Source organism: Candidatus Paceibacterota bacterium, from assembly GCA_035452965.1.
Classification (GTDB): Bacteria; Verrucomicrobiota; Verrucomicrobiia; order Limisphaerales; family UBA8199; genus UBA8199.
Genome location: DAOTCE010000012.1, coordinates 33,303 through 48,887 on the forward strand (window position 1 = coordinate 33,303; position 15,585 = coordinate 48,887).

8 protein-coding genes are annotated in these 15,585 nt (G+C 61.8%); 6 read left to right on the forward strand and 2 right to left on the reverse strand.

Annotated elements, in window-relative coordinates; all coding sequences use genetic code 11:
- Nucleotides 1–50: 50 nt before the first annotated feature.
- Nucleotides 51–2,909, reverse strand: coding sequence for a family 10 glycosylhydrolase (locus tag P5205_11400; protein ID HSA10963.1), 2,859 nt, complete (start codon nucleotides 2,907–2,909; stop codon nucleotides 51–53).
- A gap of 605 nt (nucleotides 2,910–3,514) precedes the next feature.
- Between P5205_11400 and P5205_11405 the strand changes: the two genes are divergently transcribed.
- From P5205_11405 to P5205_11430, 6 genes are all read left to right on the forward strand, one after another.
- On the forward strand, nucleotides 3,515–4,849 hold the full coding sequence (locus tag P5205_11405) for a twin-arginine translocation signal domain-containing protein (GenBank protein ID HSA10964.1): 1,335 nt from the start codon (nucleotides 3,515–3,517) through the stop codon (nucleotides 4,847–4,849).
- A gap of 8 nt (nucleotides 4,850–4,857) precedes the next feature.
- The gene (locus tag P5205_11410; GenBank protein ID HSA10965.1) at nucleotides 4,858–5,964 is read left to right on the forward strand and encodes a hypothetical protein; all 1,107 of its coding nucleotides are present in this window, start codon (nucleotides 4,858–4,860) and stop codon (nucleotides 5,962–5,964) included.
- A 211-nt stretch (nucleotides 5,965–6,175) separates the two neighbouring features.
- Nucleotides 6,176–8,269, forward strand: a complete 2,094-nt coding sequence (locus tag P5205_11415; protein ID HSA10966.1) for a hypothetical protein — start codon at nucleotides 6,176–6,178, stop codon at nucleotides 8,267–8,269.
- A 54-nt stretch (nucleotides 8,270–8,323) separates the two neighbouring features.
- Nucleotides 8,324–11,416 carry a two-component regulator propeller domain-containing protein gene (locus P5205_11420; GenBank protein HSA10967.1) on the forward strand — a complete coding sequence of 1,031 codons (3,093 nt, stop codon included), beginning with the start codon at nucleotides 8,324–8,326 and terminating at the stop codon, nucleotides 11,414–11,416.
- A 134-nt stretch (nucleotides 11,417–11,550) separates the two neighbouring features.
- Nucleotides 11,551–12,195 carry a response regulator transcription factor gene (locus tag P5205_11425; protein HSA10968.1) on the forward strand — a complete coding sequence of 215 codons (645 nt, stop codon included), beginning with the start codon at nucleotides 11,551–11,553 and terminating at the stop codon, nucleotides 12,193–12,195.
- Nucleotides 12,196–12,199: 4 nt separating this feature from the next.
- Nucleotides 12,200–13,990, forward strand: coding sequence for a DUF4838 domain-containing protein (locus P5205_11430; protein ID HSA10969.1), 1,791 nt, complete (start codon nucleotides 12,200–12,202; stop codon nucleotides 13,988–13,990).
- 24 nt (nucleotides 13,991–14,014) lie between these two features.
- On the opposite strand, the gene P5205_11435 is transcribed toward P5205_11430, so the two are convergent.
- Nucleotides 14,015–15,445, reverse strand: a complete 1,431-nt coding sequence (locus P5205_11435; protein HSA10970.1) for a sulfatase — start codon at nucleotides 15,443–15,445, stop codon at nucleotides 14,015–14,017.
- Between the last annotated feature and the right edge of the window lie 140 nt (nucleotides 15,446–15,585).

The window sequence follows — 15,585 nt, forward strand, 5'->3', positions numbered from 1 at the left end:
ACAGTCTCATGCGACGATCCGGGCCGGATCGCGCTCCGGCGCCAGCCGGCTCATTGCCGGGCGCGATAGAAGCGCGGGCTGGAGTTTGAGGCCGATTCGTCCAACACGTCAAGCGTGCCATTGGTGTTCATCAGGCTCATCAGTTCGACCCAATCGAACAGGTTGCTCGAACCTTCAATCGCGCAGGGGAGGCTTGCCTCGCCGGTCAGGATCAGCCGGGCGCTGCCGTCGGGCAGGAGGGTGATGGATTGAAAGTGCGAAGGCAGAGGCAGCGTCACCGTGAGCATGGCGTCGGCGCTGGTGACCGCTCCCGCGACATTGGTGACGACGACCGAGTAAGCGCCGGAATCGTTGGTCTGAGCGTTGGCGATGGTGTAGATGCTCTCGTCGGCGCCGGGGATGGCGGCGCCCCCGAAGCGCCACTGGTAGGCCAGCGGCTCGGTGCCTCCCGCAGCCACAAAGAAGGTCGCGTCCTGCCCCCGCTTCAAGTTCTGGCTCTGCGGCGGGACGCCGATGGAGGGCGGGATGTTCACCACGAGAACCGCGATCTGGCTGGTGACGGCGCCGGCAACGTTGGTGATGACGACGGAATAATCCCCTTCGTGGATTGGCTGGACGCTGGTCCGGGTGTAGCTGCTGGCGGTCACGCCGGGGAGATTGGCGCCTTCGAATCGCCATTGGTAACTGAGCGGCGCGGCGCCGGTCGCGCCGACCGTGAAGGTCGCGCTGCCACCCAGGCTGACGGTCTGGCTTTGCGGTTGGTTGGTGATCGCCGGTGCCGGAACCAGAACGTACTTGGTGGCGTCGCTATACATGCGGCCATTGCCGCCGGTGTTGAGCGTGCCGCTCGAATACGTGAAGGTGAGCGTGGGCACCGTGACGCCCGCGTTTAACTTCATCCGGCCGAGGTATTCCCATGTCTCTCCCCCCGGCTGCTGAAAGACGGTGGTGGTGGCCGGCAACCCGGTGCAGCCGGATTGGCCGACGGCGACAATGATGTCGTCGGAGATGCTCGAGGCGTTATCCTGGGTGACGTAGACATCGTAAGTGCCGCCGGCTACCGGGAGCGTCGGATAGACCTTGAAGGAAGGGGTGCCGGATACCGCGAAGCGCGAGCCCGTGCCCGTCAAACCGGGCGCGGCGCTCTTGACGCTGGAGTCGCCGAAGTTGCTGTTATCCCAGTAGGGCGGGTTCGAGTTCAAGCTGCCATCGCTCAGGCGAGCTTCGATGATAACATCGGAACTGCTCATGGCGGTGAGATCAGTGGAATTGGTTTGCAGCCCGGTTATGTTGCGGGAACGAACGCGGTAATGATACGTGGTGTTCGGGATGAGGTCAGTCAGAGTGACCGCGTGGTTGACCGTCAACGTTGCATTGCTGAGCGTAGAGCCGTAGGAAGCCGTCAGCCCATAGTCAACCGCACTGTTCGCATTCTCGTCTGTCATCCAATTGATCATGAGGGAGGATTCGGAGAGAATCGTCGCGCTCACGCTGGTGATGATGGGCGGCGTGGATTCGGGGGGCAGTGCCAGGTTCACCGCGAGGTTCGTTCCGGCGGTGACAGTGACGTTGGTGGTCGTTACCCCCAGGTCAGGCCCGGTTGCCGTGATGGTGTAGGTGCCGGGCGTGGTTTCGAAGAAGGCGAACTTGCCGTGGGGTTCGGTCTTCTGAGCGCGGACAGGGGTGGTGTTGATGGAGAGGCTGGCATTGTAAACCGCAGTGCCGCCGACCTGCCGCGTTACGGTGCCGCGCACGATGCCTTTTGTCGGCGCGGTCTTCCACGGGATTGTCGGCACATCCACCCAGGTTGGCTGATGATGGTCGCGGATATAGGCGAGGGTGCCGGGGATGTCCACGGCGCCGCTGTTGGGCGTGCGGTAGCTGTACAGGACAGAGCCGAGGAGGGGTTTGTTGCGGATGTAATCGAGCTGCCAGACTGTGTTGGCGGGGGTGTTCAGGTAGGCGCCCTGGCCATTATAGACGCGGCGCACGCCCTGGTGCGTGTAGGCATCGTCCACGCGCGGCACGAAGTAGACCGAGTTGTTATCCGTGTAGCCCATCGGCATGCAGATATCCAGGATGCCCTCGGCGTTCCAACCGGCCCAATCCTGATAACGGGCGGCGTAGGCATCGGAGCGGCTGCCGAACACGGCGCACGAAATAATGAGATTTGGGCGAATCGCGAGCAGATCGGAATTGACCCAGCGGAGAAAATCCGTGACCTGCCGCCGCCGCCAGTCCGAGAACTGGGGGCTCGTCGGGGAAGGTTGGCCCGTGAGACCGAATTCGGCGTTGTAGCGCGCAATCGCCGTGGGATTGTAGCCGGAGTCAGCGGTGGGGTAGCGGACGTAATCCCAATGGAACCCGTCCACGTCGTAACGGCGGACGATGTTGGTGGCCATGACGTAATTCCACATTGTGGCATCGGGATGCCCGGGGTCGAGGTAGTAGCCTTCTCCGTTCCAGTTCGTGCCGGTCGAGTTTCTCATCAAATACTCCGGATGCAGGTTGACGACATGGCCGGCTTGAGGCGGCGGCGTCAGGCTGCTCCAGATCACGTGGGTCGTGACCCAGCAATGCACCTGAATGCGCGGCGAACCGGAGTGCGCCTTGTTGATGATGTCCTGCAGGGCGTCGAAGTTTGAGGCGATGGCGGTGGTTTTGGGGTCGTTGCCGGCAATGCCCGGGGTGTAGAACGCGTCACCCCGCCGCCGCATCTGCACCACGATGGCGTTGAAGTTGTAGGCCCGGCAATCGGATATGAGTTTCGTGACCTGGCTGGCGTTCAGGAAGCCCTGACCCCAAGCGTCTACCCACACCCCGCGAAACTCGCTGCTCTGTGCCCGCGCGGAAACCGCGACGAAGAGTGCAAGAACGCACCAGACAGCGAAACAGCGACGCGGCTTCATGATGCCAGCCTATCCTTGTTTGGCGCAGAAAGCAATCCAGGGCAGGGCCATTTCGCCGAGGCGGCTGCTTCCCGACAAAGGCGGGGTTCCTGGCGGAACCCTTCTGCCTTGATTGGCGGTTTTTGCCGATTGCCGCTGCAAGCCGAAGTGGACCGGAAGGGCCGGTTGGCCAGGAGATTGGCGTAAGTTCATTAATTACAGTGGTTTGCTGCTATTGGGGCAGGGAAAAAGGCCATTTTTGGGCCGAAATTTGTGTAACTGCTTTTATGACAGTGGGTTACATGAGAATCGTCCAGAGATGTCAAGGCTGTATCCACGGTGTGGATGTGGTGAGGATACGGTGTGGATACGGTGAGACTCCCGTCGTGAATGTGTCCCGGTTCCAGGCAACATCAGACTAAGCCACCCGGTTTTCAGTGCGAGGATCGGGCTATGGCAGGCAAATTACTTTCTTCCGCGTCTGGCTTCGCTGAATCCTTACCGTGCAGTGATGCCTGGGATAGGCTGTGCGGGTGGCATCCGGGCGCAGCAGTTTGGACTCGTCAGCCTGGAGCCGAACCGCTAGCTCTTACGGGTTGGGTTTGGTCTGTGCCAAGCATATGAGAATGAAACGACGCGAATTCCTCAAAACGGGCGCCGGCGCGGCCGCCGCGTGGTTGACGCTGCCGGTGCTGGCAGGCGCGAAGAACCGCAAGGATTCTGCCGAAGGCGGCTACCGGACAAGCTGGTATCCTTTCACGGGACATCCCGATGCCGACACTTGCTGGTCGGTGTCGGTCGGCCCCGATGGGCGCATCTACGCCGCTGCCTGCGCCGAGAGCGTTCCCGGGGGCGTGGTGAAGGTCGTCCGCTACAACGAGCAGAACGATGCGCTGGATTACCTTTTTGCCCTTGATGAAATGGTGGATGACCCGGGCGACTCCGGCCGCGCCACCCAATGCAAGATTCACTACAGTTTTGCGCCCTCCATGACGGATGGGGTCCTCTACATGGCGACGCATCTTTCGGGACCGCCGATTGATCAGCCGGCCTACTCACCCTGGCTGTCGTGGCATGATCCGAAGCGCTGCTTTCGGGGGAGCGCGCTGCTGGCCTTTGACACGAAGAAGGACCAGGTGCTGTGGTGGGATACCTTGATTCCCAAGGAAGGCTGCCGTTGTCTATTGCACGATGAAGAGCGGCACCTGCTCTACGCGCTGAGCTATCCCCGGGACCATTTCATCATCTACGACACGAAAAGCCGCACCCGGCGCGACGTGGGGCGCATTGGCTCCATCAACGCCCAGACGCTGTTCCTCGACCGCCGGCATCGGGTGTGGACGACGGACGATTACGGGCATCTGGTCCGCTACGACCCGCAGCGGGATCGCCTGGAGCGCTCGCCTTTCGTGCTGCCGCACAATCCTCTATTCCAGACGGGCTGGCACAGCGTCTTCTACGATGTCGCCGCCGCGCCGGACGGAGAGTGCGTCTATGCGGTGACGTGGATCGCCCAGCCGCGTCTCATGCGCATGTGGCCGGGCAAGGGCGATTGGCCGAAAGTCGAAGACCTCGGCCCGGCCACGCAAGACCGTGATCCGACGCTGCCCAAAGATACCTTTGTAGACCACTGCGGTGGATTGGTTTTCGCCGGGGATGGGCAGTTGTACTACGTTGCTTCGCGCTGGCGCGACCCGCTCTACAATCCCATGCCCGCCGATGGGCCGGAGCGTGAGGGTGTGGTGTGGCGCCTGAACCCGGCCAGCTTGCAGCGGGAGGAGGTTGCGGTGCTGCGCCATCCGACTCAGCCTGCGCAGTATGTCTCCCGCGGCGCGGTGGATCACAACGGCAACCTGTTCTTCGGTAATGTGGGCACCAAGCCCGTGGGCGTTTTCAAGGTCCATCTGCCGGCTTCGCGCCGCAGAAAGAACGCCCACCTGCCAATCCGGATGTGGGGATGAGGTGAACTATGAGTGACAAGAAGAAGGCCAAGTATGATATGAACTCGCCGGAGGCGAAGGCGCTCACGGACGAGATCGTGCACGGCACTTTCATGAAGGAAGGCATGATGGCGGCCTTTCCCACGTGCTTTCCCGGGGCGAGTATTCCCATCCCTGCGGATGAGAGCCATATCACCGCGTTGGACGCCTCCGGCGACGGAATGATCTACGGCGGCACGAGCGGCCGGGCGACCCACCTGTTCGTCGGGATGTTTCACGGCGTGACGGGCATTGTGTTTGACCTGGGGATGCCGGCTGGGGCGGACCATTGCGCCGCGGTGTGCTGCGCCAGGTCCAAGGTCGTGAGCTGTGTCAATGGCCCGGACGGCGGGCGCATTGTTGCCACGTCCTACCAGGGATTGCCGTTCGACTTGATCCAGGAATGGGGTTTCGGCCGTCCTTCAATTGATGATTGGGGCAAGATGAACGGCGAACGCATCGTGCACGCGGTTGCGGACAGTGCCAGGACGTCGGTGGTCGGCATCACCACGCACAGCCTGTTTGCGGCGGATGCGGAGAAAGGCAAGACAGCGGTGATTGGAGAAGTGCCCGGCAAGGGCCGTGTTGCCCTCGGCTCGAAGGGGGGCATCTTCGGTAAGGACACGGGGAACTTTCTGTGGCGCTATGATTCGGGGGTGCGGAAGCTCGAACGGCAAGCGGTGAAGCTGCCCGCGGGCGCTTGGGAAAGCGCGCCGCTTACCTGGGCCAGAGACGCTCGCAATGGGCTGCTCTACACCGCTGATGGCGAGGGCAACCTGTTCTCGCTGGATGAACAGCATGGCTTCAGTGCGCCGCTGGGCCGCACGCTGCTCGCGCCGGTTGGTCCGATGGCGGTGACCTTTGATGGCCGGGTCTTCGGTTTCTGCGGGCCTGAGATGGCCAAAATGTTCTGCTACAATCCGGCGACCCGCTCGGTCAGCAACCTTGGCGTGGCGGTCTCTATCCTGGAGCGCCGCCGCTACGGCTACGTCTTTGGCGACGCAGTCACGGGGCGCGACGGCCAGATCTTCTTTGGCGAGGACGACGACCTTGGCCATCTTTGGCTCTACTTTCCGAGGATACAGGCGCTTTCCTAGCGGCCGACATTCGGCGGGGTTCAGCCGTTGCGAGAGGATTCGCAAGGAGTTCCCGTCCACCGCGTTATTCTGGGATTGGCGTTAGACCCTTGGAAGGTCGGAGGCGCTGCGGCGGAGTCAACCGGTATCGGCAGTTTTGCCGATTACGCCGGCTGTTGGAGGTTTGCTAAAGTGGCCGCCAAAGTTCAAAACCACGACAACCGTAATCATTATGAAAAGAACAATCCTCGCAACGCTGATAGCCATCGGACTGGCTCAAAACGGCCAAACCGCGAACCTGGTGTGGACTCCCACGGATGCAAATTGGGATCTGAACACCCTGAATTGGAAGGACATTGACACGAGCGGAGCTGTTGTGTTTGCGCAGCGCGATAATGTCCTTTTCGACGATACCGGGCTCGGGTACGCGAATGTAGACCTGGGCCTCAACGTGTTGTCCCCGAGTGCGGTTGTCGTAGACACAGTGTGGCAGTACTCTGTTTTCTCGACCGCAGGCGGGAAGTTGGAGAATGTCAACCTGCTGACGAAGCGAGGCATGGGCACGCTGATCCTGGATAACGATGCGGTGATCACGAATACGGTTACGATTGAAGAAGGCACGCTTCAATTGGGCGACGCTAGCAGCCGCGGCACCCTTGGCACGGGTTACCCCGGTTACACCGCGGCTGTCATCAACAACGGCAGTCTGGCCTTTAACCGCACGAGCGCCCTGAGTTTTTCCAATAACATCAGCGGTTCGGGCACACTATCGGTAGCGGCCACCGCCACCGGGACGTGGAATCTTTACGGCAACAACACGATGTCCGGCTACTCGATTGTTCACAACGGCAACATGCCGCTGTACTTCAGGACAGCCGGCAGCCTTGGCACTCCATCCAGCGTTCAGACCGATGCGGCCCAGAACATCAACGTCCGGATCCAGCTAGGCGGAGGGCTGAACTTCCCCGCGAGCTGTCCAATTTCAGCTACCTTGGCCCCCAATGGGGGATCTAACACACGTTTTATCCTGATGAGCATGGCGGGCGTCAATTCAATCAGCGGCCCAATTGCATTGGCAGGTGATTCCGACGGGGTTAACAGGCCCATTTTCGGCCTATACGCGCAGAATACCGGCACCGAACTCAATGTTTACGGCTCCGTCTCCGAGAGTGCTCCGGTGGGCAATCCGTTCAAGGGCATTTGTTGGCTGCGCGGCAGCGGCGCCAACGGCAGAATGTACGGGAGCATTGATTTGCCTTGGGCCCAACTCGTGAAGACGGATGCTTCCAGGTGGACCCTTTACGCCAGCGGCAACAGGGTATTCGAGACGGCTGTGTCCGCGGGGCGCTTGGTAATGGGGGCTGTTAACGCGTTGCCAATGGCGACGCTCACAGTCGGTGCGGAATTGGATCTTGCGGGCTGGGATCAGACTTCAGGACCTCTTTGGGGTGCCGGTTCAATTATCAACAGCAGCGCCACCCAAGACGTGTTGCTGACGCTGACCAACGGCGGTGCATTCACGGGTTCAATCCTGGACAGCGGCACCGCTAAGATCGGAATCAAGCTTCTCAACCCCGGGTTGCCGACCGCACAGCAGTTGATTGGCAACTGCGATTATCACGGTCCGACGATCCTCGACATCGCGACCGCGATTGCGCTGGGCGATTCGGGCCTGCCCAACAGCACGCCGATTGAAATGGGCAACGGGAGCTCGCTTGATCTGTCCACAAAGGCTGATAACACCTTCACCCTCGGCGCCGCCCAGACCCTCAAGGCCAACGGGACGGCCCATATCAACGGAAACTTCATTAATCAAGGCACGATCTCGCTCAAGGTCAGCAAGAGCGGCGGCACGGTCACCGCCGATAACCTCACGGTGGATCCCGGTTACTCCCTCACTTATGGCGGCACGCTCGTGCTTGAGCTGAGCGGTGACCCGTTGGGCGGCTCAGACGAGATCAAGCTCTTCACCGCGGACAGCTACGCCCCCGGCAGCGCCTTCAGTGCGATCGTCCCGGCTACACCCGGCCCTGGACGCACTTGGGACACCAGCACGCTGACAACGGACGGCAAGCTGCGTATCACCTCCACCCTGCCCACGACGCCAACGACCGTTACCCCAACTGTCGTAGGTGGAGGAACCAGCCTGAAGCTGGACTGGCCGGTCGGCTACACGGGCTGGGCGCTCCAAGGCCAGACCAACGCGGCCGGCACTGGCATCACCACCGATTGGCACTATGTGCCCGGCTCCGATCAGGTCAGCACGATGACTATCCCAATTGACGCGGCCAACGGCAGCGTCTTCTTCCGGCTGGTTCTGCCGTAGCCATCTTGAGTCGGTCATTGCACCGGTGACCCCGACCTAGTAACCATCGGGGTCATGTCCGGACCCTTCAGCCGCCGCCGCTGGCTCTGCGTGGCTGTGCTGGCATTCAGCACCTGCGCATATCCACTTCCCGGCGCATTGGCGGCCGACACGGCCAATCCGGGAAATCCTGTACCTGACACTTCGCCGTTTGTGGTGCGGAACTGGAGAGTCGAGGACGGCCTGCCTCACAATTCTGTCAACGCGATCCTGCAAACCCGCGACGGTTACTTGTGGCTGGCCACCAATGACGGACTGGCCCGGTTTGATGGGGTTCATTTTACCGTGTTCGGCCTCCAAGAGGGGCTGCCCAGCCTGCGGGCTTTGGCGCTGCTGGAGGATCGGCGCGGGGCGCTGTGGATCGGCACCGGCCAGGGAGTCTGCCGATTGCAGAACGGACGGTTCGAGGCCTGGACGGCCCAGAACGGTTTGGCGGGCAACGAAGTCACTTCGCTGGCCCAAGACTCCGCCGGGGCAATCTGGATCGGCACCCCCACTGGCTTGAGCCGCTGGCTGGACGGCCAGTTGCGCACGTTTGGCAAGGTCGAAGGCCTCAATGACAAACGGGTCCGGGCGCTGACGGCGCTGCAAGAAGGGGGCGTTCTGGTTTCGATGTTCTATGAAGGCCTGTTTCAATGGGACGGAAACAGGTTCGTGCAATTGCCAAAACAAACGGACGTTTCAAGTGCGCCGCCCGGCTGCCTCTTGCAGGATCGAAAGGGCAGTATCTGGGCGGGTCTGGCTAGGGGAATTGTGCTCTGTCGCACCGAGGGAAAATGGCGTCAATACGGTCGAGAGCAAGGTTTGCCTCCGAACAACATTCTGCGCCTGGTTGAAGCGGCGGATGGAATCATATGGGCGGCCGCAGGCAACGGCGGCCTTTATGGACTGGGTGGCGGCAGCTCCGCCGCTCGCTGGCAGCGGGTTACTGGCCCAGGCGAAGGAGCCATATCCCTGTGTGAGGATCGCGAGCAGAACCTGTGGGTAGGCTTCCGCGCCCGGGGCTTGGCGCGGCTGAAGCCCAAGCGAATATCGGTCATCCCCATCCTGAAGGGGGAAGGCGAAGCCATGCCAAGAACGCTGGCCGAAACGCCGGATGGCTGTTTGTGGGTCGGCACCAGCAGCGGCGGTCTGTTTCGCATTCAGGATGGCAAGCTCGATCCCTTCCTGCGCGGGCCGCCCGTCCGGGGGTTCCCCTATGTCAGCGCGGTGTTGGCCGCCGGAGATGACAGCGTGTGGTGGGGCGCCGGCCCGGCTCTATTCCAATGGAAGGACGGGCGGCTGCTTTCCGACTACAGTTCGGAATACAGGTCGTGGCTGCGAGAGGACCGCATCCGGGCTTTATGCGAAGACCGGCAGGGTGGAATCTGGGTCGGAACGCAGAACGGCCAGCTTCGGCTGCTGCGCGCGGGAGAATTCCTGTCCTTCACTAATGCGCAACCGGCCGCTCCGATTACGGATCTGTTGCAGCAGGCCGATGGGACCCTGCTGATCGGCACGTATGGCAAAGGGCTCTTGCGGCTTCAGGGCGGGGAATGTTCACCGGCAATAAACCATAATGGGCCGCGAAGCCTTTTCATCCTGGCCTTGCACCAGGATTCGAGTGGAGTGCTTTGGATTGGCACTGAGGGAGGCGGGTTGATGCGGTGCGAGGGAGGCCGAATCACCACTCTTACGATCCGGAACGGGCTGATCAGTGATACCATCGTGCAGATCCTGGAGGACGGCGTCGGATTCCTCTGGCTAGGCTCCTACCGGGGAATCCTGCGGCTCAGCAAGCTGGAGTTGGCCGAGTTTGCGGAAGGCAAGACCGCTTTCGTACATCCGCTCCTTCTCAGCCAGTCGGATGGCCTCCCCTCGGAGCAATGCATGTTGGGCTTTAATGCCGGCCTCAGAACGCGCGGCGGCTTGCTCCACTTTTCCACCAGCCGCGGCATTGTGGTTGTCAACCCAACCCAACCCAGGACTAATTCGTCCGCGCCCGCAGTCTGGCTGGAGAAAGTGCTCGTGGACGGCGCGGTTTATCATGCGAGAATCCAGCCCGGGAGTGTTCCCACGGCACCGGCAGGCAAGGCGGGTGAGTTGGCGCCAAGGGAGAACCTGAAGCTCCCACCTGGAAAGAGGCGGTTGGAGTTTATCTACACCGGCCTTAGCCTTGGCGCGCCGGAGAATATCCGTTTCCGCTACCGGCTCGATGGACTCGATGACCGTTGGTTCGAAGCAGGCAAGGAGCGCTCGGTCTCCTACTCGCTGCTACCTGCCGGACGCTACCGGTTCCACGTGACCGCCTGCGACAACCCCGGAATCTGGAATGACCAGGGGGCGAGTATGGCCTTTGAGGTCGAACCTTTCTTCTGGCAGACTTGGTGGTTCCGTTTGGGCTTGCTCGGGGTTTTGGCGGCGAGCCTCGTTGCCACGGTCCGCTACATTTCCTTCCGCCGGCTGCGTCTGCGCCTGCACCGGCTGGAGCAAGAAGCCGCGGTGCAGAGAGAGCGCGCCCGGATTGCCAAGGACCTGCACGATGATCTGGGAGCGCACCTGAGCCAGATCGCCATGCTGAGTGAGTTGGCGCAAAGCGACCTTCATAAGCCGGAGCAGGCCCACGGACATATTGATCTGATCTTTCGCACCGCACGGTCGGTCACACGCGCGTTGGACGAGATTGTCTGGGCGGTCAATCCGCGCAACGACAGCCTGGATCGTTTCGCGGCGCATATCTGCACCTTCGCTCCGGAGTTCCTGCGGGCGGCTGGCATAAGCTGCCGGCTGGATGTGCCGATGGATCTGCCAGCCATCGTGCTGCCGGCCAACGTGCGCCACCACTGTTACCTGGCGTTCAAGGAAGCGCTCAACAACGTGGCCAAGCATGCCGGGGCGACCGAGGTCTGGTTGCGGCTCCAATTGGGCCCACGGGAACTCTCCCTGGTTATCGAAGACAACGGACGAGGGTTTACTCCGGGCACGGGAGGCGCGCCCGGAGAAGACGGACTGGCCAACCTGCGCCAGCGGATGAGCGACATCGGCGGACGCTTTGAGCAACACAGTGAGCCTGGACAAGGAACCGGCACCCGGCTTGTCGCGCCGCTGGAGTTCAGCGCGTATGCATGAGGAAGCGCGGGCAGCTTGCCCGCTTGTCTGGCCTTCAATCCGCAAAGCGGACAAGGATGTCCGCGCTTTCCTCCGGCCTATCAGCACAATTGCCGATGGCTGAAATATTCAGGGTTGCGTTACGCTCAAACCTGATGGCACCTATTGAACCCATGCCTATATCGGTGGCGATAGTAGAGGACGACGGGCCGCTGCGGGCCAGCCTTTCGGGCATCCTGGAGCGCGCACCGGATTGCCGTTGTGTCGGCGTGTTTGCCAGCGCGGAGGAGGCGCTCTCCGAAATGCCCGCCCTGTCCCCGCAGGTCGTTCTCATGGATATCAACCTGCCGGGCATGGACGGGGTCCAATGTGTCCGGCGGTTGGCTGAGCTCGTCCCAAAGGCGCAGATCCTTATGCTGACCGTTCACGAGGACACAGACACCATTTTCGAGTCGCTGTCCGCCGGTGCGGCGGGTTACCTCCTCAAGCCGGTTAGGGCCGCCGAGCTGCTGGCAGCCGTGAAGGATGTTTATGCCGGCGGCGCGCCGATGACCAGTAACATTGCCCGCAAAGTGGTGCAGTCATTCAAGCGCGCAGGCGCCGGCCCGGACAGCGGCAAGCAACTCTCTCCCCGCGAACGCGACGTGCTCGACTATTTGGTGAAAGGCTATAGCTACAAGGAAGTTGCAGAACAGATGGGTATCAGCTACAGCACGGTGCACACGCATATCGAGCATATCTATCACAAGCTGCACGTTCAATCGCGGGCGCAAGCGGTAGCCAAATACCTGCGTGTCTAGGACTATGAAACTGCGCCTTACGTTCCAGACCCTCGTCGTCGCCAATTTGGCTTGCGCAAGCGCGCAAGCTGAATGGGTCAACACGCTCAAACCGCCGGGGAAGCCCGCTGGCAGGATCACAGTGGCGAAATCCGGCAGGCCCCAAGGGGTCATCCAGCTCCCGGATCGCCCCACGCCGCAGGAAACCAATGCTGCCGCCCAGCTCCAGTTCTGGATTAAGGAGATTACGGGCGCGACGCTCGCCATCAATCCCGGCAAGGCGCGCGGCAGCCTCATCGCCATCCGCACCGATGCCTCGCTCGGGGATGAGGGCTACGGCATTGGTGTCAACCGCGGCCAGATCATCCTCTCGGGCGGCAAGACCCGCGGCGTTATGAATGCGGTTTATGCGCTGCTGGAGGAAGACCTTGGCTGCCGTTTCTACGCTGACGATTCCGTTCGGCTGCCCCGGGCCGGAACGCTGGTCATCGCTCCGGTTGCGCGCCGTTACGTGCCAAGACTGAAGATTCGCGATCCGTTCTACGCCTGCGCTTTCGACCCGGTCTGGTCTCTGCGCAACCGGGCGAACGCTCCCAGCGCTGCGGTTCCCGAGGAATTGGGCGGCCGCGTGGACTATGACGGCATGTTTGTCCACACTCATGGACAGATCCTGCCTCCGGACAAGTATCTCAAGGAACACCCGGACTACTTCGCGCAGCAAGCCGACGGCAACCGCACCCCCGCCCAGCTTTGCGCGACTCACCCCGAGGTGGTGCGGATCGCGATTGACTACGTGCGCAAGGTGCTCAAGGAGAATCCCGACACCGAAATCCTCAGCGTTTCCAAGAATGACTGTCAGGTAAGCTGCCTCTGCGAGCGCTGCAAGGAGCTGCGTGCGGCAGAGGGGTCCGACATGGCCAACCAGTTATTCCTCGTCAACCAGGTGGCCGCGGCCATCGAGCAGGAGCACCCTGATGTCATCATAGACACGCTGGCCTACCTGGAGACGATCCAGGTGCCGAAGACCGTGCGTCCCCGCAAGAACGTCGCCATTCGGCTCTGCAACGACTCAGTTGGGGCCTGGTCGCGTCCGTTCACTCCGGCCGAGAAGTGCGACGTGGCGAAGCTCGCCAGCGCCTGGGGCGCCGTTCACAACCGCATCTACATCTGGGACTACAACGTGAACTTCAGCCATTACCTGGCTCCGATGCCGAACCTGGACGTGATGGCTGCCAATATCCGCTTTTGGATTCAGCACAACGCCGAAGGTGTTATGCTGCAAGGGGGCTACCAAGGGCCAGCCGAGCGGGATCAGATGAAGTGCTGGGTGACCGCCAAGCTGCTCTGGAACCCGTCGTGGGACGAGCAGGCGCTGGCGCGGGACTTTGTCCAGGGCCATTACGGCAAGGCCGCTTCCGCGATATTGGATTATGAGGCGTTGCTGGAGAAGACGAAGACCGACCACGCCAGAGATCTAGCCTCGCCTGCGGGGGGCATTCGATACCCGATGGACGCGCCGTTCTTTGACAAGGACTTTGTGACGCAGGCGACGGACATATTTGCCCGCGCCAAGACCTTGGCCGGAGGTGAAGCGGAGCTGCTGCGCCGCGTCGAGCGCGCGGAGTTGCCGATCCTCTATGTAAAGTGTGTGCGCGGCCCGGGATTCGTGGGAGACAGCTATGCGCAGGTGGTGGCCGAGTTTGAACGCATCGCACGGCGCGAGAAGGTCCGGTTCCTGCAAGAAGGCGGTACGGACTTCGAGGCCAAGCTGGCCGGCTACAAGAACCAAATCCGAAAGCCAGCGACCGGACTTTGATCCCTTGTCGGCGGAGGGCTGTCGTCAGGGACCTTCGGCCTGGCCGGAGCTCGCCGTCGGCTTGAAGTCGGGATTGGGTGTGGGCATTTGCGCGTCCACGGATCGGCGCCAGTTCTGCAGCAGCTTGCGCAGCTCCGCCGACTTTTCGGGCCTTTCTCTGGCGAGGTCAAGCGCCTCGCCGGGGTCGTCCTTCAGGTTGTAAAGCTCCACGCGCATGTCCTCGTAATGCTCGATCAGCTTCCAGTCGCTCTTGCGCACGACGCCATAAGGCCGCACGCGGTCGTTGCTCCAGTAATGCGGATAGTGCCAGAAAAGGGCTTCGCGCTTGAGGGAACCGCTTTGCTTCAGTAACGGCACCAGGCTGTGTCCATCTACGGGGCCAGGCAGTTTGGCGCCGGCCATCTCCAGCAGGGTGGGGAGGAAGTCAATGCTGCTAACTGGCACGCCGCATGTTGTGGCCGGCTGGGTGGCACCCGGCCACTTGATAATCAGCGGCTCCCGGATGCCACCTTCGTATGGATATCCCTTGCCGGCGCGCAACGGCGCGTTCGAAGTGGATTGGGGCCAGAGTCCGCCGTTGTCGGACATGAACACCACTACCGTGTTGTTGGCGATACCCAGCGCATCGAGCCTGCGCAGGATGCGGCCAACGCTGTCATCCACGCTTTCGATCATCGCGGCATAGACCGCATTGGTCTGCTCGCCTGGCGCAGCCCGGTTCTTGTAGTTGGTGACGGCCTCGGCCTTGGCCTCCAGCGGCCGGTGCACGGCGTAATGGGGGAAGTAGAGAAAGAACGGCCCCTTCTTATGCTGCTCGATGAAATGCTCGGCGGCATCCGTCAAGCGGTCCGTTAAGTAATCGCCCGGGTTCCCGCCTGGCTTGAGGCCCGGCACGGTGTGGGTCTTGCCCTCATACGGCCAGAAGTACGAGGCTGGATGGCCGATGTCACCGCCAGCGACGTTGAGATCGAAGCCTTGGTGCTGGGGGAAGAACCGGGGCCCGCCGAGATGCCATTTGCCAATGCTGGCGCAAACGTAACCCGCCGGCTTGAGCGCCTCCGCAATGGTGACCTCCTCCAGGGGCAGGAACATTCGCCACTTCGGCACCCGCAAGGCGCGTTTCGGAGCATCACCATGCCCCGGGATCCAATCGGTCAGGTGGAGCCGCGCCGGGTATTTGCCGGTCATAATGCTCGCCCGCGTCGGCGAGCAGACCGCGCACGCCGCGTAGGCGTCCGTGAATCGCATGCCCTCCCTGGCCAACCGGTCAATGTGTGGAGTCCGATAATACTGGCTGCCAAAGCACCCGACATCCGCCCAGCCCAGGTCGTCAATCAGGATGAAAACGATGTTAGGCGGCTTAACCTCGGCGGCCTGGCCGCTGGCGACGGAGCCGGCCACGATTACCCCAACCGCCGCCATAATGCCAATTATGAAGTTCCGCGCCGTGCTCATCCCCGCCAGGCTACCCAAACATGCCTGGGATGACGAATGCTTTCACCTGCTGCCAATTTGGCATGAGCCGCACCATTCCTGGCCACCGCTCGTGGGTCAGGTTCTTCAAGGCTCGCTAATGAGAAATGCCGTCGTCCGGA